Origin of the sequence: Stutzerimonas sp. S1 (genome assembly GCF_025966695.1) — a bacterium.
Taxonomy (GTDB): domain Bacteria; phylum Pseudomonadota; class Gammaproteobacteria; order Pseudomonadales; family Pseudomonadaceae; genus Stutzerimonas.
On sequence record NZ_JAOEIY010000005.1, the window covers coordinates 42,018 to 63,687 of the forward strand.

16 protein-coding genes are annotated in these 21,670 nt (G+C 66.2%); 11 read left to right on the forward strand and 5 right to left on the reverse strand.

The features are described 5' to 3' along the window. Window positions 1–68 precede the first annotated feature (68 nt). Entirely contained in the window at window positions 69–281 is a 213-nt protein-coding gene (locus tag N8H22_RS11665; protein WP_264590681.1) for a hypothetical protein, read from the forward strand. Here the strand turns inward: N8H22_RS11665 and N8H22_RS11670 are convergent. Continuing rightward, window positions 226–1,185: a LysR family transcriptional regulator gene (locus N8H22_RS11670; protein WP_272890783.1), complete on the reverse strand. Its 960-nt coding sequence runs from the start codon at window positions 1,183–1,185 to the stop codon at window positions 226–228. The two genes, N8H22_RS11665 and N8H22_RS11670, sit on opposite strands and share 56 nt — an antisense overlap. A gap of 252 nt (window positions 1,186–1,437) precedes the next feature. On the opposite strand from N8H22_RS11670, the gene N8H22_RS11675 reads away from it, so the two are divergent. The 5 genes from N8H22_RS11675 (at window position 1,438) to N8H22_RS11695 (ending at window position 6,755) form a co-directional block, all read left to right on the forward strand. Then, complete coding sequence (locus N8H22_RS11675; RefSeq protein ID WP_264590682.1) at window positions 1,438–2,853, forward strand: acetyl-CoA carboxylase biotin carboxylase subunit; 1,416 nt, start codon at window positions 1,438–1,440, stop codon at window positions 2,851–2,853. A 10-nt stretch (window positions 2,854–2,863) separates the two neighbouring features. Then, on the forward strand, window positions 2,864–4,675 hold the full coding sequence (gene oadA / locus N8H22_RS11680; RefSeq protein ID WP_264590683.1) for a sodium-extruding oxaloacetate decarboxylase subunit alpha: 1,812 nt from the start codon (window positions 2,864–2,866) through the stop codon (window positions 4,673–4,675). 104 nt (window positions 4,676–4,779) lie between these two features. Next, window positions 4,780–5,721, forward strand: a complete 942-nt coding sequence (locus tag N8H22_RS11685; RefSeq protein ID WP_264590684.1) for a sodium-dependent bicarbonate transport family permease — start codon at window positions 4,780–4,782, stop codon at window positions 5,719–5,721. Between the two features lies 1 nt (window position 5,722). Then, window positions 5,723–6,025, forward strand: coding sequence for a transcriptional regulator (locus tag N8H22_RS11690; RefSeq protein WP_237263703.1), 303 nt, complete (start codon window positions 5,723–5,725; stop codon window positions 6,023–6,025). A 31-nt stretch (window positions 6,026–6,056) separates the two neighbouring features. Next, the gene (locus N8H22_RS11695) at window positions 6,057–6,755 is read left to right on the forward strand and encodes a carbonic anhydrase (protein WP_264590685.1); all 699 of its coding nucleotides are present in this window, start codon (window positions 6,057–6,059) and stop codon (window positions 6,753–6,755) included. Window positions 6,756–6,759: 4 nt separating this feature from the next. On the opposite strand, the gene N8H22_RS11700 is transcribed toward N8H22_RS11695, so the two are convergent. Further along, entirely contained in the window at window positions 6,760–7,569 is an 810-nt protein-coding gene (locus N8H22_RS11700) for a transporter substrate-binding domain-containing protein (protein ID WP_264590686.1), read from the reverse strand. Between the two features lie 314 nt (window positions 7,570–7,883). On the opposite strand from N8H22_RS11700, the gene N8H22_RS11705 reads away from it, so the two are divergent. The 3 genes from N8H22_RS11705 (at window position 7,884) to N8H22_RS11715 (ending at window position 15,211) form a co-directional block, all read left to right on the forward strand. Further along, window positions 7,884–10,574 (forward strand): AMP-binding protein, encoded by a 2,691-nt coding sequence (locus N8H22_RS11705; RefSeq protein WP_264591027.1) that lies wholly within the window; start codon window positions 7,884–7,886, stop codon window positions 10,572–10,574. A 58-nt stretch (window positions 10,575–10,632) separates the two neighbouring features. Next, entirely contained in the window at window positions 10,633–12,579 is a 1,947-nt protein-coding gene (locus tag N8H22_RS11710; RefSeq protein ID WP_264591028.1) for a sugar phosphate isomerase/epimerase and 4-hydroxyphenylpyruvate domain-containing protein, read from the forward strand. A gap of 124 nt (window positions 12,580–12,703) precedes the next feature. Then, window positions 12,704–15,211, forward strand: coding sequence for an ATP-binding protein (locus N8H22_RS11715; protein ID WP_264590687.1), 2,508 nt, complete (start codon window positions 12,704–12,706; stop codon window positions 15,209–15,211). Between the two features lie 14 nt (window positions 15,212–15,225). Here the strand turns inward: N8H22_RS11715 and N8H22_RS11720 are convergent, their stop codons facing one another. Both N8H22_RS11720 and N8H22_RS11725 read right to left on the reverse strand, forming a co-directional pair. Further along, on the reverse strand, window positions 15,226–16,218 hold the full coding sequence (locus N8H22_RS11720) for an asparaginase (protein ID WP_264590688.1): 993 nt from the start codon (window positions 16,216–16,218) through the stop codon (window positions 15,226–15,228). A 58-nt stretch (window positions 16,219–16,276) separates the two neighbouring features. Further along, a complete protein-coding gene (locus N8H22_RS11725; protein WP_264590689.1) occupies window positions 16,277–17,713 on the reverse strand; it encodes an alanine/glycine:cation symporter family protein in 1,437 nt (478 codons plus the stop codon). Between the two features lie 150 nt (window positions 17,714–17,863). On the opposite strand from N8H22_RS11725, the gene N8H22_RS11730 reads away from it, so the two are divergent. Together N8H22_RS11730 and N8H22_RS11735 are read left to right on the forward strand one after the other, a co-directional pair. After that, window positions 17,864–18,688 (forward strand): helix-turn-helix transcriptional regulator, encoded by an 825-nt coding sequence (locus N8H22_RS11730; protein WP_264590690.1) that lies wholly within the window; start codon window positions 17,864–17,866, stop codon window positions 18,686–18,688. A gap of 164 nt (window positions 18,689–18,852) precedes the next feature. Beyond that, window positions 18,853–20,007: a hypothetical protein gene (locus N8H22_RS11735; RefSeq protein ID WP_264590691.1), complete on the forward strand. Its 1,155-nt coding sequence runs from the start codon at window positions 18,853–18,855 to the stop codon at window positions 20,005–20,007. A gap of 83 nt (window positions 20,008–20,090) precedes the next feature. Here the strand turns inward: N8H22_RS11735 and N8H22_RS11740 are convergent, their stop codons facing one another. After that, window positions 20,091–21,515, reverse strand: coding sequence for an aspartate ammonia-lyase (locus N8H22_RS11740; protein ID WP_264590692.1), 1,425 nt, complete (start codon window positions 21,513–21,515; stop codon window positions 20,091–20,093). Window positions 21,516–21,670 lie beyond the last annotated feature (155 nt).

Genomic DNA, 21,670 nt, shown 5'->3' on the forward strand with positions numbered 1-21,670 from the left:
GGCTGTCTTCATAGCGTCATCTGTCGGTTCGATGCTGGTCTCCCGTTACCTGTTCTGGGAGACCGCTCATGCACCAGTACACCGACGTCCTTCCCCTGTCCGACTCCAAGGCGCGCCGCAAGGAGCAGGACGTGCGCCGCATGCAGTTCCGCCGCGCCATCGAGAGCTATGCCGAGCAGCGCCAGCTGCATGCGCTGCTGGATCCTTTCGCCGAACCCTCGGCGTTCAGTGCGCAGCAGGCTTGGGCGGAGAACCGCCGAAGCGCGCCGCCAGCGCACTGACCTGCGCGCGCTGGTCACGGATGAAGGCGAAGAACGCCTGGGCTACCGGGCTCAGGCGTTTGCCGCGGGCGTAGGCGATGCACCAGCTGCGGTAGAGCGGTAACTCGTCCACCGGCAGCTCGCGCAACAGGCCGTGGGCCAGCTCGAGGGTCACCGCATGGCGCGGCAACAGCGCCACGCCGAGGCCGGCGATCACCGCTTCGCGCAGCGCATCGAGCGAGGCGATCTGCACGGTCTGGGCAAAGTGCGCGCGCTTCTGCTGGAAGTATTCCTCGCACGCCTTGCGCGTGCCCGAGCCGGGTTCGCGCACCAGCAGCGGATAGGCCGCCAGGTCCTGCAACGACAGCCGGCTAGCCCGACACAGCGGATGCTCCGGCGGCGCCACGGCGATGATCGGGTTGTTGAGGAAGGGCAGGAATTCCAGCGCGATTTCCGAGGGCATCAGCGACATGATCACCAGATCGTCGCGGTTGTCCGACAGGCGCTTGATCACCTGTGCTCGGTTCACCACGCTCAGCTGCAGGCTGACTTCCGGGTGCTGACGGCGGAAGGCGGCGAACAGATGCGGTACGAAGTACTTGGCGCTCGATTCCACCGCCAGGTTCAGCTGGCCCTGCAGCGAGCCCTGCAGGTCTGACAGCTGCATGTCGAGGCTGTCGAGACGGGCGAAGATATCGCCGCTGGCGCGCCTGAGCGCCTCGGCTGCTTCGGTCAGGTAGAGCTTCTTGCCGACGTACTCGAACAGTGGCTGCCCCACCAGCTCTTCCAGTTGGCGAATCTGCAGGCTCACTGCCGGCTGGGTCAGCGCCATCTCCTCGGCCGCGCGGCTGTAGGAACGGCTTTCGCAGACGGCGCCGAACACCTGCAGCTGGCGCAGCGTGATGCGCATCAGGGACTTTCGCATCGCGTCTCCTTTGGGGGTGGTCGCGGCCCGTTCAGTCCGCCGAAATTAGCTGTTCAATCGGTCAGCTGCCGACGCGAAGGCCCTGCAGGGCCGGCCGCTCCGGCTATGTATAAGTTTCTCCTTATGGCAAAGCAAACAATTATTCATTTTCGGTAATCGAAGGCCGCGGCGTAGGGTAAAAAACGCTCGCTCAAGGCGGGCATCCTCGACCCCGCCTGTGGGTCGCCTGCTCATCGATCCGAGGAAGACAGCGTGATCAAGAAGCTGCTGATCGCCAACCGCGGGGAAATTGCGGTGCGCATCGTGCGTGCCTGTGCCGAAATGGGCGTCCGCTCGGTGGCGGTATTCTCCGAGGCCGACCGCCATGCGCTGCACGTCAAGCGCGCCGACGAGGCGCATTTCATCGGCGAAGACCCGCTGGCCGGCTATCTGAACCCGCGCAAGCTGGTGAACCTGGCGGTGGAAACCGGCTGCGACGCCCTGCATCCGGGCTACGGGTTCCTCTCCGAGAACGCCGAACTGGCGGAAATCTGCGCCGAGCGCGGAATCAAGTTCGTTGGCCCGAGCGCCGAAGTCATTCGCCGCATGGGCGACAAGACCGAAGCCCGGCGCAGCATGATCAAGGCCGGCGTGCCCTGCACCCCCGGCACCGAAGGCAACGTCAAGGACCTCGCCGAGGCGTTGCGTGAAGCCGAACGCATCGGCTACCCGGTCATGCTCAAGGCCACCTCCGGCGGCGGCGGACGCGGCATCCGGCGCTGCAACTCGCCGGCGGAACTGGAATCGGCCTACCCGCGGGTGATCTCCGAGGCGACCAAGGCCTTCGGCAGCGCCGAGGTGTTCCTCGAGAAATGCATCGTCGAGCCCAAGCACATCGAGGCGCAGGTACTGGCCGATTCGTTCGGCAACACCGTGCACCTGTTCGAGCGCGACTGCTCGATCCAGCGCCGCAATCAGAAGCTGATCGAGATCGCGCCCAGCCCGCAGCTCACGCCTGAGCAGCGCGCCTATATCGGCGACCTCGCAGTGAAGGCGGCCAAGGCGGTGGGTTACGAGAACGCCGGCACCGTGGAGTTCCTGCTCGCCGATGGCGAGGTGTACTTCATGGAGATGAACACCCGCGTGCAGGTGGAGCACACCATCACCGAGGAAATCACCGGCATCGACATCGTCCGCGAGCAGATCCGCATCGCCTCGGGGCTGCCGTTGTCGGTCAAGCAGGAGGACATCCAGCATCGCGGCTATGCCCTGCAGTTCCGCATCAATGCCGAGGACCCGCGCAACAACTTCCTGCCGTGCTTCGGCAAGATCACCCGTTACTACGCGCCCGGCGGCCCGGGCGTGCGCACCGACACGGCGATCTACACCGGCTACACCATCCCGCCGTACTACGACTCCATGTGCCTGAAGCTGGTGGTCTGGGCGCTGACCTGGGAAGAGGCGTTGGCGCGTGGCTCGCGCGCGCTGGACGACATGCGCGTGCAGGGCGTGAAGACCACCGCCACCTACTACCAGCAGATTCTCGCCAACCCGGATTTCCGCAGCGGCCAGTTCAACACCAGCTTCGTCGACAACCATCCGGAGCTGCTGCACTACTCGATCAAACGCAAGCCGGGCGAACTGGCCCTGGCCATCGCCGCTGCCATTGCCGCCCACGCAGGCCTGTGAGGAACGACCCATGACTGCTCAGAAGAAAATCAGCGTTACCGACACCATCCTGCGTGATGCCCACCAGTCGCTGCTGGCGACCCGCATGCGCACCGAAGACATGCTGCCGATCTGCGACAAGCTCGACCGCGTCGGCTACTGGTCGCTGGAAGTCTGGGGCGGCGCCACCTTCGACGCCTGCGTGCGCTTCCTCAAGGAAGACCCCTGGCAGCGTCTGCGCCAGCTCAAGGCCGCACTGCCCAACACCCGCCTGCAGATGCTGCTGCGCGGGCAGAACCTGCTCGGCTACCGCCACTACAGCGACGACGTGGTCGAGGCGTTCGTCGCCAAGGCGGCGGAGAACGGTATCGACGTGTTCCGCATCTTCGACGCGATGAACGACGTGCGTAACCTGGAAACCGCCATCCGCGCAGTGAAGAAGGCCGGCAAGCACGCCCAGGGCACCATCGCCTACACTACCAGCCCGGTGCACACCATCGACGCCTTCGTCGAGCAGGCGCGGCAGATGGCGGCGATGGGCGTCGACTCGATCGCTATCAAGGACATGGCCGGCCTGCTCACGCCGTACGCCACCGGCGCACTGGTCAAGGCGCTGAAGGAGGCGCTGCCGCAGCTGGACGTGGTGGTCCACTCCCACGACACCGCCGGCGTTGCCAGCATGTGCCAGCTCAAGGCCGTGGAAAACGGTGCCGACCGCATCGACACCGCCATCTCGTCGATGGCCTGGGGCACCAGCCACCCGGGCACCGAGTCGATGGTCGCCGCGCTGCGCGATACGCCGTACGACACCGGCCTGGACCTGGAACTGCTGCAGGAGATCGGCCTGTACTTCTACGCGGTGCGCAAGAAGTACCACCAGTTCGAGAGCGAATTCACCGGCGTCGACACCCGCGTGCAGGTCAACCAGGTGCCCGGCGGGATGATTTCCAACCTCGCCAACCAGCTCAAGGAGCAGGGCGCCCTGCATCGCATGGACGAAGTGCTGGCGGAGATCCCCAAGGTGCGCAAGGACCTCGGCTTCCCGCCGCTGGTCACGCCGACCTCGCAGATCGTCGGCACCCAGGCGTTCTTCAACGTGCTCGCCGGCGAGCGCTACAAGACCATCACCACCGAGGTGAAGTACTACCTGCAGGGCCGCTATGGCAAGGCGCCGGCGCCGGTCAACGAGCACCTGCGCTTCCAGGCCATCGGCAGCGAAGAGGTGATCGAGTGTCGCCCGGCGGACCTGCTCAAGCCCGAGCTGGACAAGCTGCGCCAGGAGGTCGGTGCGCTGGCCAAGAGCGAAGAGGACGTGCTGACCTACGCCATGTTCCCCGACATCGGCCGCAAATTCCTCGAAGAGCGCGAAGCCGGCACCCTGCAGCCCGAGGCGCTGCTGCCGATCCCGGGCACTGCCACCAGCATCGCCCAGGAAGGCGTGCCGACCGAATTCGTCATCGACGTGCACGGTGAAAGCTACCGCGTCGACATCACCGGCGTCGGCGTCAAGGCCGAAGGCAAGCGGCACTTCTACCTGTCCATCGACGGCATGCCGGAAGAGGTGGTGTTCGAGCCGCTCAACGAGTTCGTCGGCGGTGGCGGCAGCAAGCGCAAGCAGGCCAGCGCGCCGGGTGACGTCAGCACCACCATGCCGGGCAACGTGGTCGACGTCCTGGTCCAGGTGGGCGATGCCGTCAAGGCCGGCCAGCCGGTGCTGGTCAGCGAGGCGATGAAGATGGAAACCGAGATCCAGGCGCCGATCGCCGGCACCGTCAAGGCGGTGCACGTTGGTAAAGGTGACCGCGTCAATCCTGGCGAAGTCTTGATAGAAATCGAGGCCTGAAACATTCGTGGATGAACCGGGGAGCCCGCGCGGCTCCCTTTTTTCAGGCGCGAATTTTGATCCGCAACGGTGCTCGGGTTCCTTTGCTCTGCCAGGAGAAACAAATGGGTATCGACCCCGTCGTATTGTTCTTCGTCTTCGGCCTGTGCGCCGGGCTGCTCAAGAGCGAACTGAAGCTGCCGCCGGCGCTGTACGACACGCTGTCCATCGTGCTGCTGCTGGCCATCGGTCTGCACGGCGGCGTCGAGCTGGCCGAGCAGGCCAGTGCCGCGTTGCTCGGCCAGTCGCTGCTGGTGCTGGCGTTGGGCATGCTGCTGCCGGTGCTGGCGTTCGGTCTGTTGCGCGGCCTGCGCTTCGACCGCATCAACGCGGCGGCCGTGGCGGCGCACTACGGCTCGGTCAGCGCCGGTACCTTCGCCGTGGTGGTGGCGTACCTGGCCGCCCGCGAGATCTTCTTCGAAAGCTACATGCCGCTATTCGTGGCCATTCTCGAGATTCCGGCGATCCTGGTGGGCATCCTGCTGGCCAAGGGCGTGTCGCGCGATACCCATTGGAAGGCGCTGGGTCGCGAGATCTTTCTCGGCAAGAGCATCATGCTGCTGCTTGGCGGTCTGCTGATCGGCGCGATCGCCGGCAAGGAGGCGATCAAACCGCTGGAGCCGCTGTACACCAGCATGTTCAAGCCGGTGCTGGCGTTCTTCCTGCTGGAGATGGGCCTGATCGCCTCCGGCCAGCTCGCTTCGCTGAAGCGCTACGGCATCAAGCTCGCGGCCTTCGCGCTGGTGATGCCGTTGCTCGGTGCGCTGGTCGGCGCGTTGTTGGCGCGCTTCATGGGCCTGTCGCTGGGCGGCACGGCGATGCTCGCCACGCTGTCGGCGAGCGCCTCGTACATCGCGGTGCCAGCGGCGATGCGCCTGGCGGTGCCGGAGGCCAATCCGTCGCTGTCGCTGACCGCCTCGCTGGGCATCACCTTTCCCTTCAACATCCTGATCGGCATCCCGCTCTATCTGGCGCTGGCCGAGCGACTGATCGCCTGGGGACTCTGAGATGAACGCACACACCCGCACCCTGCTCACGGTGATCTGCGAAGCGGCGCTGGAGCACAAGCTGGAAGCCGATCTGCAGGCACTCGGCGCACCCGGCTGGACCCTGTCCGACGCCCGCGGCAGCGGCAGCCGTGGCGTACGCAGCGCCGAGTGGAACACCGACGGCAATATCCGCCTGGAAGTCATCTGCAGCCGCGAGATCGCCGAGCGCATCGCTGAACACCTGCAGGCCCGTTATTACGAAAACTTCGCGATGGTCTGTTACCTCGCCGAAGTACAAGTGCTGCGTCCGGAGAAATTCTGAGGCGCGCCAATACACCTTGCGAGAGTCGAACATGAGCAATCCACAACGCAACGAAAGTGCCCAGGAGGCGCTCGATCACATCATCGGTGGGGTCAAGCGCTTCCGCGAGGAGATCTATCCCCAGCAGCGCGAGCTGTTCGAGAAGCTCGCCTTCGAGCAGCAGCCACGGGCGATGTTCATCACCTGCGCCGACTCACGGATCATTCCCGAGCTGATCACCCAGAGTTCGCCGGGCGACCTGTTCGTCACCCGCAACGTCGGCAACGTGGTGCCGCCCTACGGGCAGATGCTCGGCGGCGTCTCCACCGCGATCGAGTTCGCCGTGGTGGCGCTCGGCGTGCAGCACATCATCATCTGCGGGCATTCGGACTGCGGCGCGATGAAGGCGGTACTCGACCCGGCACCGCTGCAGCGCATGCCCACGGTGAAGGCCTGGCTGCGCCACGCCGAGGTCGCCCGGCATGTGGTGGAAGAGAACTGCGGCTGCGCCAACGAGCACACCCTAGGCATCCTCACCGAGGAAAACGTGGTCGCCCAGCTCGACCACCTGCGTACCCACCCGTCGGTCGCCGCGCGCCTGGCCAGCGGCCAGCTGTTCATCCACGGCTGGGTCTACAACATCGGCAGCAGCGAGATCCGCGCCTACGACGCGGAGAAGGGCGAGTTCCGCCTGATCGGCGACGGCCCGCTGCCGATGGCGACACCGCGTCCGCGCTACCTGCAGTCCTGAGCCTTCAGCGCGCGGTCGCCAGCGCCTTGCCGCGGTCCTGGATCAGATAGCACAGCTCCGGCGTGTCGCTGCAGCCGGCATAGCCTTCGCCGATCACCTCTTCGAGCGCCCGCTGCAGGCGCTCGACCGCTTCGTCCGGGGTCGACGGGCTGAGCGCCAGGTAGAGCGGCTCGTGGCGAAAATTCAGCACCACCTGCAGTTCATCCTCGCCCACCCCTTGCAGGCGTGCATGGTAGCGCCAGACCGGATCGGCCACGGCCCATAGATCGATCCGGCCGCCGAGCAGCTTGCGCAGGTTTTCCGCGTCGCTGAGGCTGTCGTCGGATTTCATCCCCTGACTCTCGAGATAGAGGCTGACGCTGCCGTGGCTGTGGCCGCCGATCGCATAGCCCTTGGCTTGCTCCAGGTGCGTGAACGCCAGGCCGCGTGCCGGCAAGGCAAGCAGCACGCTGTCGTGATGCGCCAGCGGCCCGACCCACTTGAACAGTGCGGCGTTCTGCTCGGTACGGGCGACCGAGAACAGCCCGTGATTGGCCTGCTGCCGGGTCTGGTCGTAGAGGCGGCTCCAAGGGGCGCGCAGGGTGAGGCTGTAGGCGATGCCGGCGCGCTTGAAGATCTCGCGCACGGTGGCGCTGCTGATGCCTTGCACCTCATCGCCGCGGGCGAAGTTGCTGGCATTCGGGGCCATGTTGAAGGGTGGGAAGTTGTCGCTCTGCAGGGTGATCTCGAAGTTGCTCGGCAACTCGGCGCGGGCGCTGGTGGCGGCCGTCACGAGAAGGGCGAACAGCACGACGGCTGCACGGGGTCTGGCCATGACATCGGCTCCTTGATGCAATTTGTTTTTATTGTTGGCGGCCCAAGGGTAGCCGCCACGCTCGCGCCTCGCTAGCCGTCCGCGACGTGCCAGCCAAGATCCTCTCGCACCGGCGATGGGCTTTGATCGACGAAGTTGTTTGGAAAGCGCTGCGCAGAACGCCTTTTCATTGCTTATGTCGATATCTTCGTCGAAGGCCGGCAACTTTTTCGGCAACTGCTGTCTGAGGAGCCAGTGAGGACAAGCGGCCCCGGCCGAGCCTCAGCCAAGGATAGATAGCAGTGAACTACCCTTTTGACCCGCTCGACTTCACCGTGAAGCCGGCATCCCCTTTGCCCGATGCTGGGCCCGCCGCGAACGCACCGCGCAACCTGTATGCCGTACTGGCGCAGCTGGCCGACGCCGCTGGCGAACGCCCGGCGCTTACCGCCACCCGCTTTGCTCCGCTGGATTACGCGGCCTTGCGCCGCGAGCTCGAGGATGCCCGCCGGCAGCTGCGGCGTGCCGGTTTCGGTCGCCAGGCGAAAATCGGCGTGCTGATTCCGGAGCCCGCGCAGGCGGCCGTCGGCATCCTGAGCGTCGCCTGCTCGGCGGTTGCGGTTCCACTCGACCCGCGCCTCGGGCCAGCGGAGCTGGACCAGTTCCTCGGCCTGTTGCAGTTGGACGCACTACTGATCATCGACGGTGGCCCCGAGGAGGGCTTTCGCGCCGCCGAGCGCCACGGCATTGCGCTGATCGTCGCCGAGCCTCGCGAGGACGGCACGCCGGGCCTGCAGCTGAACGCGCCAGCGGCGGCCATTGCTGCCGCCGACGAGGAACCGGAGGCGGATGCGCCAGCGTTCATCCTGCGCAGTTCCGGCACCACCGCGTTGCCCAAACTGATCCCCTTCAGCCACCGCAACATGCTGGCGGCCGCATATAAGTGGCGAACCTGGTTCCGCCTGACGCCGGATGATCGCTGCCTGTGCGTGTCGGCGCCCTACTACTCGCACGGGCTGAAGGTGACGATCCTGACGCCACTGCTCAGCGGCGGCAGCGTGGCCTTCCCGCTCAGTCCGGCGGCGGTGGATCTGCATGAATGGTTCGAAACCCTGCAGCCGACCTGGTACTCCGCTGGTCCGGCGCTGCACCGGGCAATCCTCGAGGCCACGCACAGCCGTCCCGGTTCGTTCGTCCAGCAGCGGCTGCGCTTCGCCTCCTCCGGCGGCGCGCCGCTGCCGCGCGAGATCATCGAGGGTTTCGAGAAGGCGCTGGGCGTTCCGCTGCTGGAGCATTACGGCTCCAGCGAGGCGGCGCAGATCGCGGTGAACACGCCATTCCCCGGCGGCCACCGGACCGGCACGGTGGGGCGGCCCTGGCCCGATACGGTGCGCATTGTCGACGAGGCCGGCGCGCCGGTTGCGCTCGGGGAGCGTGGCGAGATCCAGCTCTGCGGGCCGACACTGACGGCCGGCTACCTCGGCGATCCAGCGCTCAACCAGGCAGCTTTTCGCGACGGCTGGTTTTGCAGCGGCGACCTCGGCAGTTTCGATGCAGACGGCTTCCTGCGGCTGCATGGGCGTTTGCGCGAGGTGATCAACCGTGGCGGCGAGAAGGTCAGCCTGCAGGAGGTCGACGACGCCCTGTTGCGTCATCCGGCGGTGGCCGAAGCGGCTGCCTTCGCCGTGCCGCATCCACGCCTCGGCCAGGACGTGGCGGCGGCGGTGGTGCTGCGCCCGGGCATGAGCGTGGGCGCGGATGCGCTGCGCGAGTTCCTGCGCGACGAACTGGTCTACTTCAAGATTCCGCGACGCATCCAGCTGCTTACCGAGCTGCCCAGGGGGCTGACCGGCAAGGTGTTGCGTCATCGTCTGAGCGATGACCTGCTGGCGCAGCGGGCCGAGAAGGCAGGCGTCGGTGCGCGGGCGCCGGAGCCGCAGCTGTCACCGCTCGAACGCGACGTGCTGGATGTCTGGCGGCGCCTGCTCAAGACCGAGGCGGTCGGCCCGGACGACAACTTCTTCGACTGCGGCGGCGACTCCCTGCTCGCCACCGAGATGCTCGCCGAGCTCGAGCAACTGCTCGGGCGGATGATTCCCGAGTCGGTGCTGATCGAGGAGACCGCGCGCCAGCTGGCGGCACGCCTGCACGACCTCGCCGGCCAGGTCATCCCAGTGATCGACTTCAACCCGGATCCGCACCGCACCCCGTTGTTCTGGTTCCACGGCGATTTCGCCCAGGGTGGCTACTACATTCGCCGCCTGGCCAAGCTGCTCGGCTCACGGCAGCCGCTGATCGCCATCGCCCCGCACGGGCTGGGCAACGAGCCGATCCCCGAGTCGGTGGAACGGATGGCCCGCGAACGCCTGCCGCTGATCCTCGAACGCCAGGCGCGCGGTCCTTACCGCATCGGCGGCTACTGCAACGGCGCGCTGGTGGCGTTCGAAACCGCGCGCCTGTTGATCGAGGCCGGTGAGGAGGTGGAGATCGTCGCGCTGATCGACCCGCCGACCGCCAACGTGCGGCCTTGGTCGCGCGTCATCCTGCGCAGCGCCGACGTGCTGCTGTCGGAAACGCTGCTGGCGCGCACCTACGAAGCACTGAGCCGCTTCGGCGAGACCAGCAAATGGCCCTATCCCAAGCGCATCGCCAACCTGTTGCACAAACTGGGCAGCAACGGCCTGCTAGCGCTGCGGCGCCGGTTTGGCCAGGCCGCCGCCGCGCCCTCGGCACGGGATCTGGAGGTGCGTGAGCGCTTCCAGCGCTATTCGCTGGCGATGGCGCGTTACCTGCCCGCACGCCTGGCGGCGCCGGTGGTGTATTTCTCCGCCGATTACACCAGTCACGCCTGGCGCAACATGGGCATGCGCTTCGAGAGCTACGACGTGCAGGGTGGCCATCACCGCTGCGTGAAGGACTACACCGCGTCGATCGCCACGCCGCTGCGCGCCCTGCTGGAACAGGCCGATCCGGGCCCACTGGTCAACCTTAGCGAGTCCACTGAACATGATCGCGCCACTCAGTAAGCGGCCCGCGGCCGCGCCGAGCGCCACTGGCCTGACAGCGGCCGCGCGCCCGTGTGGGATGCAGCCGGGCGCGACGCCGGTCTGGCTGCGTCCGAACCAACGAGGCGGGCGCTGGCCGCGGGCGATCTCCACCGTCTCGCTGAGCGGCAGCCTGCCGGAGAAGCTGCGGGCCATCGCTGCCGCCGGATTCGACGGCGTCGAGCTGTTCGAGAGCGACCTGCTGCACTACGCCGGTAGCCCCGGCGAGGTGGGCCGGTTGTGCACGGAACTGGGCCTCGCCGTCTCGCTGTTCGAGCCGTTCCGCGACTTCGAAGGCGGCCCGCGCGAGCGCCTGCAGCGCAATCTCGACCGCGCCGAACGCAAGTTCGATGTGATGCAGGCGCTGGGCACCGATCTGATGCTGGTGTGCAGCAATGTCCAGGCTGATGCATTCAGCGAGCCGGAGATTCTCACTGCCGACCTTGCGCTGCTCGCCGAGCGCGCCAGTGCGCGTGGCCTGCGGATCGGCTACGAGGCGTTGGCCTGGGGGCGGCACGTGCGCACCTGGGGTCAGGCGTGGGCGCTGGTGCGTGGCGCCGACCACCCGGCGCTGGGCATCGTCCTCGACAGCTTCCATACCCTGGCACTGCGTGACGATCCCGCCGGGATTGCCGGGATTCCCGCCGAGAAAATCTTCTTCGTACAGCTGGCCGACGCGCCGATCCTGCCGATGGATGTGCTGCAGTGGAGCCGGCACCATCGCTGCTTACCCGGCCAGGGCGAGTTCGATCTGCCGGGCTTCCTCGCGCCGATCCTGCGCAGCGGCTATCGCGGGCCGCTGTCGCTGGAGATCTTCAATGACGGCTTGCGTGCCGCGCCGCCGCGCGGAACCGCCGCGGACGGCCTGCGCGCGCTGCTCTATCTGGAGGAAAAGACCCGTCAGCACCTGGAACGGGAGGCTGTGCCGATGCCTGCCAGCGGGCTGTTCGCACCGCCGCCCGCGGCCCGCTACGCAGGGATCGAATTCCTCGAATTCGCCGTCGATCAGCCGCACGCCGAACGGCTGGGCAGCTGGCTCGAGCGCCTCGGTTTTGCCCGCGTTGGCGAGCACCGCTCCAAGGCAGTGCACCTCTACCGACAAGGCGGGGTGAACCTCGTACTGAATGCCGAGCCGCAGTCGTTCGCCCACGCTTACTTCGAGGCGCACGGCCCGTCGGTGTGCGCCGTGGCGCTGCAGCTCGATCAGGAGGCACCTGCGCTGGAGCGCGCCTGCGCCTTTCATGGAGAGCCTCATCTCGGGCTGATCGGTCCCGACGAGCGCGAAGTGCCGGCGGTACACGCACCGGACGGCAGCCTGATCTACCTGGTCGAGACGGGGGCGCCTGGGCAGAGTCTCTATGACGCCGACTTCCGGCTCGAGCCGCAGGCGCGCCAGCCGGGCGGACTGCTGCACATCGATCATCTGGCTACCGCACTGCCGGCCGATCGTCTCGCCAGCTGGGTGCTGTTCTATCGCAGCCTGTTCGATTTCGAGGCCGACGCCGAAGTGATCGTGCCGGACCCCTGCGGCCTGATGAGGAGTCGCGTCGTGCACAGCCGCTGCAACCGGCTGCGCCTGTCGCTGAACACCTCGCAGGACTGTGACACGGCGGTCGCCCGCGCGCTGTCGAGCTATCGCGGCGCGGGGGTGCACCATATCGCGTTCGCCTGTGCCGACATCTTCGCCGCGGCACGCCAGGCCTGCGAAGCCGGCGTGCCTCTGCTGCAGATTCCGCGCAATTACTACGACGATCTTGCCGCGCGCTTCGACCTCGACGAGCAGCTGCTGCAGGCGCTGGCGCAGTACAACGTGCTCTATGACCGCGACGCGCAGGGCGGTGAGCTGCTGCACCTCTACACCGAGCCGTTCGAGGGGCGTTTCTGCTTCGAACTGCTGCAGCGGCGCCACGGTTACAGCGGCTATGGCAGCGCCAATATTGCTGTGTGGCTGGCGGCCCTGGCCGGACTTCGCGACGCGGTGGAGTAGACGCGGGCGATCGCCGGGCGTTGCTACGATTGGCGAGGCTGGGCAATCACGGATGGGGTGATATTATCCCGGCGCCTTGCCTATCAGCCTTTTTGCGCTCTGCCCGCGCTCCGCTGGAGCCCCTGTGTCCTCGACGAAAAGCCCGATCGGTCTGCGCCAATGGATCTGGCGCGCCTTCGTTCAGAGTGCCCTCATTCCGCTGGTTCTGGTGGAGACGGTGCTCATCGCCGTCTATCTGCTGACCAACAATGCCATCCGCGATGCGCAGATCGACTACCTGCGCGAAACCGCGCTGGCCGACCTGCAGGCATCCGTCAGCCTGGAAGCGCGGGTCATCGATGCGCAGCTGGAACAGGTCGCCGCAGTGACCGAGCTGTTTCGCAATCTGACCACCCAGGCGCTGCTCGACGACACCACGCCTGCCCCCGCGCGGCCGGCGCTGGCGCTGAATGCCTCCGGCGTACGCTACAGCCCGCGCGATGACGGCGGCGCGGCGGCCTTCTATTCCGGCTCGACCAAGGCCACGCAGCAGGACCTGGCCAAGGTCGCCCGCCTGAACCGACTCGATCCGCTGATGATGGAGCTCAAGGCTCGCTTCCCGCTGATCGCCAGCCTCTATTTCAACAGCTGGGACAGCTACAACCACATCTATCCCTGGTTCTCGACGCCAGACCAGTACCCGCATGACATGGTCATCCCCGACTACAACTTCTATTACCTGGCCAATGCCGAGCACAACCCGTCGCGCGGGGTGGTGTGGACCGACGTCTACCTCGATCCCGCCGGCCACGGCTGGATGATGTCGGCCGTCGCGCCGGTGTATCGCGGCGATTTTCTCGAGGGTGTCAGCGGCATCGACATCACCGTCAGCGGCATCCTGCAGCAGATCGCCCAGCTGCACGTGCCCTGGAACGGCTACGCGCTGCTGGTCAGTCGCGACCTCGGCATCATGGCGTTGCCCAAGCCTGGCGAGGCGGACTTCGGCCTCGCCGAGCTGACCGAGCATTCCTACGACGAGGCCGTGCGCCGCGAGATCTTCAAGCCCGAGGACTTCAAGCTGCAGCAGCGCGCCGAGACCCGTGAACTCGCCGCGGCGATCCGCAGCGCGCCGGCAGGCGTACGCAACATCGTGCTCGGTGGGCGGCCGCAGCTGGTGGCCTGGACCACCGTCGCGCAGACTGGCTGGCACCTGCTGGCGGTGGTGGACGAGGCGCAGGTGTTCGCCCAGACCAACTCGCTGGCCAGCCGCTACCAGCAGATCGGCTACCTGCTGATCGCCGGCCTGGCGCTGTTCTATCTGGTCTTCTTCGCCTTCATGTGGCTGCGTACCCGTCAGCTCAGCCGCGCGCTGCTGACGCCGATCGGTGGCATTTCACGGATGCTGGACGAGCTCGGTCAGGGTCGCTGGCAGCCGCCGCCGACCCGCTCGTCCATTCGCGAGCTCGACGACATGGCCCGTCATACCCTGACCATTGGCAACCAGCTGCAGACCAGCGAGACGCGCCGCCAGCAGACGCAGCGCCGGCTGGAGCTGGTGCTGGACTGCGCTACCGAAAGCCTCTGGGAGTTCGACCTGCAGAACAGTGTGCTGCAGTTGCGCGGGCGCATGCCGGGGCGCTTCGGCCTGCCGGCCGGAGCGCTGACCGGCGAACAGTTCCGCCAGCGCATCCATCCCGAGGACCTGCCGCGGGCGCTGGCGCAGTTGCAGAAAGTCCGACAGGGGGTGTCGCAGCGCTACGACGTCGAATACCGTTTTGCCGATGCGCTCGGCCAGTATCATTGGCTGCTCAGCCGCGGACGGGTGCTCGAACACGACCCGCACAACGGGCTGCCGCGGGTGCTGGCCGGTACGCATGTGGACATCGCCGCGCTCAAGCATGTCGAGGCCGAACTGCGCGCCGCCAGTACGCAGGCACTGGCGGCCAGCGAGGCGAAGACGCGTTTGCTGTCGGGCATCAGCCACGAGCTGCGCACCCCGCTGAACGCCATTCTCGGCTTCGCCCAGCTGATGCGCATGGACTGCGACGAGAACCAGTCCGAGGCGGCGGAATACCTCGACGAGATCCTCATCGCCAGCCGGCATCTGAACCAGATGCTCGGCGACGTGCTCGAGTGGTCCGGACTCCAGGCCGAGGGCCAGCGGCTCGAACTCCAGCCGGTGGCGGTGCGTGAGCTGCTGCGCGAATGCGCCGAGCTGGTTTCGCTGGAAGCACGCCAGCGCGAGCTGCAACTCGAACTGCAGTTGCCCGAGGCCGACCTGCAGGTGTTGGCCGAACCGCGGCGCCTGCGCCAGGTGTTGCTCAACCTGCTGTCCAATGCGATCAAGTACAACGTACCCGGCGGCGGCGTCATCCTGCGGGTGGAGACCAATGCCGAGAGCGTCCGCCTGCTGGTGGAGGACACCGGCCTGGGCATCGATCACGGACAGCAGGCGCAGGTGTTCGAACCCTTCCAGCGGCTGGGGCGGGAGAACAGCGTGATTCAGGGCACCGGCATCGGTCTGTCGCTGTGCCTGGAGTTCGCCCGCCTGATGAACGGGCAAATGGGCCTGCACAGCGAGGCAGGGGTCGGCAGCCGCTTCTGGATCGAGCTGGCGCGGGTGCCGCCCAGGCGGTCAGCCGGCGCCGAGTGAGCCGCCGGTGCCGCTCACTCGGCGCGCTCGCCGCACAGGTCCAGGGCAAACCAGTGCGCCACTTCGGCCGGCGTCAGTCCGGCGCCGAGCAGGGCGAACAGCTTGCCCAGCGCCGCTTCGCGGGTCATGCCGCCACCGCTGAGCAGTCCGCAGGCAGCCAGGCGGCTGCCGGCGCTATACAGGCCGAAATCCACGTGCCCCTGCGGACATTGGCTGATCGCCACCAGCACCACGCCGCGCGCCTGGGCTTCTGCCAGCGCCGCCAGTAATTCGGCATCGTCGGATGGCCCGGTGCCGCTGCCGTAGCATTCCAATACCAGCCCGCGCACCCCGCTGGCGAGCAGCGCCCGTAGCTGCGCGGCCTGCACGCCGGGGAACAGCGGCAGCACGGCAAGCGCCACCGGTTGACGCGGCTGGCGGTAGTCGATGGCGCTGGCAATCGCCGTTGCGCGGGGGCTTTGACGCCGCCGCGGCAGCTCGGTGAAGGCGTCGAGGCTGGCGGTGCCCAGTTTGCTGGCGCGCGTGCCGTGCAGCAGTTTGCCGTGGAAGTACAGCTGCACGCCGGTTACGGCACCGGCCTGCAACGCCTGCAATGCACCGAACAGGTTGTCCCAGGCATCGCTGCCCGGCGCGCCGGCCGGCAGCATGGATCCGGTCAGCAGCACTGGCGCTGCCAGCCCCAGCAGCAGGAAGCTCAGCGCCGCGGCGCTGTAGGCCAGGGTATCGGTGCCGTGCAGCACCAGCACGGCATCGCAGCCGTCCGTTTCGATGCCCTGGCGGATGGCCGTTGCCATCGCCAGCCAGTTGCGCTGGTTCATGTTGGCGCTGTCGATCGGTGGCAGCAGTTCGCGGAACTGCCAGTCCGGCAGCTGCCGTTCGGGCTGCAGCGCCTGCTGCGCGCGCAGCCGCTCAGCGAAGCCGGACGCCGGCATCAGGCCGTCGGCGCTCTGCTGCATACCGATGGTGCCGCCGGTGTACAGCACCAGGATCTTTCTGGAAGCCGGCATGGGATCTCCTCAAACGAAACAGGGGGCTCGCGCCCCCTGTCGAGCAGCGAGCGGGTGCTCAGTGCTGAACGGCTGCGCTGCCGGTGACGCGGGCCTGGTCGCCGGCCTTGACTGGCCAGACGGCAGGATCGAGATCGAGATCGGCGAACTGCCGGGGGTCGAGCACCGGCGACTCTACACCGGCTTCGCGCTGGCTGTCGTAGTCGCGCATCAGCCGCAGGCCGATCTTGAACAACAGCGCCAGGGCGATCAGGTTGCAGATTGCCAGCAGGCCCATGGTGACGTCGGCGAAGGCGAACACCGTGCCCAGGTCCTGGATCGAACCCCACATCACCAGGGCGATCACCAGCAGGCGATACAGCTGCACCGGCCAGCGCTTGCCGGTGAAGAAACCCAGCGCATTCTCGCCGAGGTAGTAGTTGTAGATCAGCGTGGTGAACACGAACAGCAGCAGGGCGACGCTGACGAACACCCGGCCCCATTCACCGACCACCGCGGCCATCGCGGTCTGGGTCAGCACTACGCCGGCGACTTCCGGCGCGCCGGGCTGGTAGACGCCGGACAGCAGGATGATCAGCGCGGTGCAGCTGCACAGCACGATGGTGTCGATGAACACGCTGAGCGACTGCACGATGCCCTGCGCCACCGGATGCCTGACCTCGGCCACCGCCGCCACGTTGGGCGCGCTGCCCAGACCGGCCTCGTTGGAGAACAGGCCGCGCTTGACGCCCATGATGATCGCCGCGCCGATGCCGCCGGCCAAGGCCGGCTCCAGACCGAAGGCGCTGCGCAGGATCAGGCCGAAGGCCTCGGGAATCTGCCCGGCGTTGCTGCCGAGCACGAACACCGCCATGGCGATGTAGGAGAACGCCATGACCGGCACCAGCACGTCGGCGATCCTGGCGATGCGGCGGATGCCGCCGGAGATGATCAGGCCCATCACCACCATCAGAGCGACGCCGCTGATCAGCGTCGGCACGCCGAAGGTGTCGTGCAGCGAGCTGGCCACGGTGTAGGACTGCACCGCGTTGAAGCCGAAGCCGAAAGTCACCAGCAGCAACAGCGAAACCACGATGCCCAGCCAGCGCTGGCCGAGGCCGTGTTCGATGTAGAACGCCGGGCCGCCGCGGTAGCCACCGTCCGGTTCGCGACGCTTGTACAGCTGCGCCAGCGAGCACTCGAAATAGCTGGTGGCCATGCCGACCAGCGCGACGACCCACATCCAGAAGATCGCGCCGGGGCCGCCGAGCATGATCGCCACCGAGACCCCGGCGATGTTGCCGGCACCGACGCGGCCGGCGACGCTGAGCATCAGCGCCTGGAACGAGCTGAGCTGCCCCGGCTGGTGTTTGAAGGCTTCGCCGAAGATGCGGAACATGCTGCCGAAGTAGCGGAACTGGACGAAGCGCGAGGCGACGGTGAAGTACAGACCAAGGCCGATCAGCATGACGATCAGCAGCTTGCTCCAGATGAGGTCGTTGAGAATATCGAGCATGGTGGAAGGTCTCTCTTGTTGTTTTGCGAGTAGACGAAGCGCAGGCGGGGAATGGTTGGCCAGGCGCGGTGGGTATTCAATTGCGCGGGTCGCGGCGAGTTGGCGCGAGTTGATGCTAAACTCGCGTCGCTCGCATCAGCGGAACGACCCATGTACGACCATCTCGGCGACAACCTCAAACTGCTCTGCAGCCACTACCGCTCGATCGCCGAGGTCTGTCGCAAGCTCGGCATCAACCGCGCCCAGTTCAACAAGTACCTCAGCGGGCAGAGCCGGCCGACGGCGCACAACCTCAAGCGCATCTGCGACTTCTTCGGCGTCGAAGGCTACGAACTGGGTCTACCCAGCGAGCAGTTCGCCCAGCTGATCGGCCTGCGCCGCCACGATCAGGAACGCATCGCCGCCAGCGATCCGCTGTTGGAGCTGTTCCAGCCGCTGCGCGACAACGCCAGCAACCAGCTCGCGCGCTACTGCGGCTACTACTTTGAATACGCCAACTGCCTGTCGGTTCCGGGCCACATCCTGCTGTCGCTGGTGCACCTGCGTGAGGATCGCGGCAGCTACGTGTTCGAGCGTCAGGAACGCCAGGAGCTGTCGCGCGCCGACAACCCGCGGGCCGAGGATTGGGTGGCCCGCTGCCGCTACCTTGGCGCCGCCTTCTATCTGCAGGACCGCTTGTTTCTCATCGACTACGAGTCGCTGACCGGCAACGAGATGAGCCAGACCATCCTGATTCCCAGCTTCAAGAGCCGCATCGGCCGCCTCAACGGCCTGAAGACCGGCGTCTCCAGCGGTGACCGCCGAACGCCGGCCTGCACCCGCGTGGTCTGGGAATACCTGGGCAGCGAGATCAACCGCGTCAACGCCTACCGCCAGGTGATGCTCTACGCCGCGGACGACCCGCGCATCGACGACGACATCCGCCAGCGCCTGGCCGGGGCGCAGATTCGCGATGGGTTGTTCGAGATCGAGTAGTAGCCGCCCATGGTTCATGCTCGCGCCAGGATGGCTGTGCGGGAACTGCGGGCGAATCGGCAGGGAATCAGGGGGGGATTAGGCTAACGTGCCGACGTGAAGCCGCTTCGTGAGCCAAGGCTCAGCGTGGCGGTGATTGGGTTGTACGGTATCAGGGATGAAGCATGCGCCTGTTGGTCTTGGTGTTCTTGGGTTTCGCGGTCGCACTATCCATCCGCGATGGTCTTGGACGCGTCACATCTCTCGTTGCGTCCATTCCTGAGCGGGGGCAGCTTGTTCAACGGCTAGTCGAGGTCGAAGGCCTCGATGCCCGATTGTTTTGCAGCTCGCTTCGCTATGGACGGAAAAGCTGTCGTTGGGAAATGGTCCTCCTCGTCGAGGATGGGCGCATCATTCGGTTGTTTCTGAAGCCCCTGCTGCAGTCTGGAGATGAGCGCTATGCGCTGTTACAGCCGGGGGACAAGTTGCGGTTGGGTTTGTCTGGCGATATCGCCTACACCTTGGAACGCGTGAGCGCGGAAAATCCTTTGCCCGGTCTTGCGCCTAGTGTCACGTTGCTTGGCGAGGCCCAACTGCGTGAATGGCGAGCGGACATTGTACGGCGTGGTTACCTGTGGCTCGCGGTGGACTTGGTTGTTCTGTTCTTCGCTTTTCGCACCCTTAAGCGAGTGCATCTGGCCGCAAGTGCTGTTCTATGCCTGTCTTACACCGTGTTGCTTATGGTCGTTTCCGTCTGGGGTTGGCGTCCCGGCCCTCTACCGAAAGAACATGAACTGATCGACCAGCCGATTACCGCCGCAGCGGTTGGTACACGGCTAAGCTGTCGCGCTGCTCGGCTAGGTTCCCGGAGATATTGCGAGCCACAGCAATTCATCGCCGATTCTGATGGAAAGATTTGGCCTATAGCCTATCCGGGCACGTCAGTACTGACACCCGAACGGGGGCGCGACTTACTTCTGGGGACCAGGTTCGATGTTGTCTATCGAATCAAGAACGCTCCCAACGAGAGCAGCGAGCGCAACTGCAGCTTTCGTCAGCACCCGTTGTCGACAGAGCGAAAAATCGTCTGGATGTGCGATGACGATGCGGCTGAGCGATACGTCAGGGCAAGGGATCCTGTAAAGGCTCTGGTTGATCGGCGCCCGGGCATTTCGAAGTTGGATCCCCTGCCCTTTGAATGGACCCGGAGCGCCTATCGCCAAGCTAGGGCAGCTCATAACGACATAGTGTTTTTTGGCATGCTTATCCCGTTGGGTGCGTGGCTGTTCTGGTTTCTCTACCGAAATGGCGTAAGCGTTGGGGTGAAAGGCGGGCGCTGAACCTTTCAGTTGCCGTGGAACAGTCAGGAACCATGGCGCCCGTCACTGCAGCTCATCTACGCGATCAGGATGCGGCTAGATCTTCACACCGCCAACGGCACCAGCCGCGGGGCGATCATGTTTTCCGGGCGCAGGATGTCGGCCAGCGTGGCGTCGTCGAGCAGCTGCTCCTCGCGCACCAGCTCCAGCACGCCGCGGCCGCCGAGCAGGGCCTGGCCGGCGATGCGCGTGGCGTTCTCGTAGCCGATGTAGGGGTTGAGGGCGGTGATGAGGCCGATGGAGTTTTCCATCAGCTCGCGGCAGCGCCCTTCGTTGGCGGTGATGCCGACGATGCAGTGCTCGCGCAGCATGTCGATGGCGCGCTGCAGCAGGCGGATCGAGTCGAACAGCTTGTAGGCGATCAGCGGCTCCATGACGTTGAGCTGCAATTGCCCGGCCTCGGCGGCCATGGTCAGCGCCAGGTCGTTGCCGATGACCTCGAAGGCGACCTGGTTGACTGCCTCGGGAATCACCGGATTGACCTTGCCCGGCATGATCGAGCTGCCCGGCTGGCGCGGCGGCAGGTTGATCTCGTTGATACCGGTGCGCGGGCCGCTGGAGAGCAGGCGCAGGTCGTTGCAGATCTTCGACAGCTTGACCGCGGTGCGCTTGAGCAGGCCGGAGAACAGCACGAAGGCGCCCATGTCCGAAGTGGCCTCGATCAGGTCGGCGGCCGGCTGCAGCGGCTGGCCGCTGATCTCGGCCAGGCGCTGCACGGCGATGGCCTGGTAGCGCGGGTCGGCGTTGATGCCGGTGCCGATGGCGGTGCCGCCGAGGTTGACCTCCACCAGCAGTTGCGGGGCGATGCGGCGCAGGTGGCCGAGATCCTCGCCGAGGGTGTTGGCGAAGGCGTGGAACTCCTGACCGAGGGTCATCGGCACGGCGTCCTGCAGCTGGGTGCGGCCCATCTTCAGTACGTGGGCGAACTCCTCGCCCTTGCCGGCGAACGCCTGGATCAGGCTGTCGAGGCTGGCCAGCAGGGTGTCGTGGCCGAGCAGCAGGCCCAGGCGGATAGCGGTGGGGTAGGCGTCGTTGGTCGACTGCGCCATGTTCACGTCGTTGTTCGGGTGCAGGTAGCGGTACTCGCCCTTGGCGTGGCCCATGTACTCCAGCGCCAGGTTGGCGATCACCTCGTTGGCGTTCATGTTGGTCGAGGTACCGGCGCCGCCCTGAATCATGTCGACCACGAACTGCTCGTGGAACTCGCCGCGGATCAGCCGCGCGCAAGCCTGGCTGATCGCCTGATGCTTGGCCTCGCTCAGCTGGCCCAGCTCGCGGTTGGCGTCGGCGGCGGCCTGCTTGACCATCGCCAGTGCGACCACCAGCTTGGGGTAGTGCGACAGCGTCACGCCGGACAGGCGGAAGTTGTTCACCGCGCGCAGAGTCTGGATGCCGTAGTAGGCATCGGCGGGTACTTCTAGGGGGCCGAGCAGGTCTTTTTCGAGGCGAAAGGATGCAGCAGGGGACATGAGGACTCTCATCCGGGACGTAAGCGGCAGTTGCCGCGACAGGCGCTAACATAAGGGCTGCAGCCGTTCGGCGGCCAATGCCGTTGTGCGCTGTCCCATGCTGGATCGGCATAATGATGGCTGTGACCTCGCTGCGGCGGCGAGCGTTATTGCAG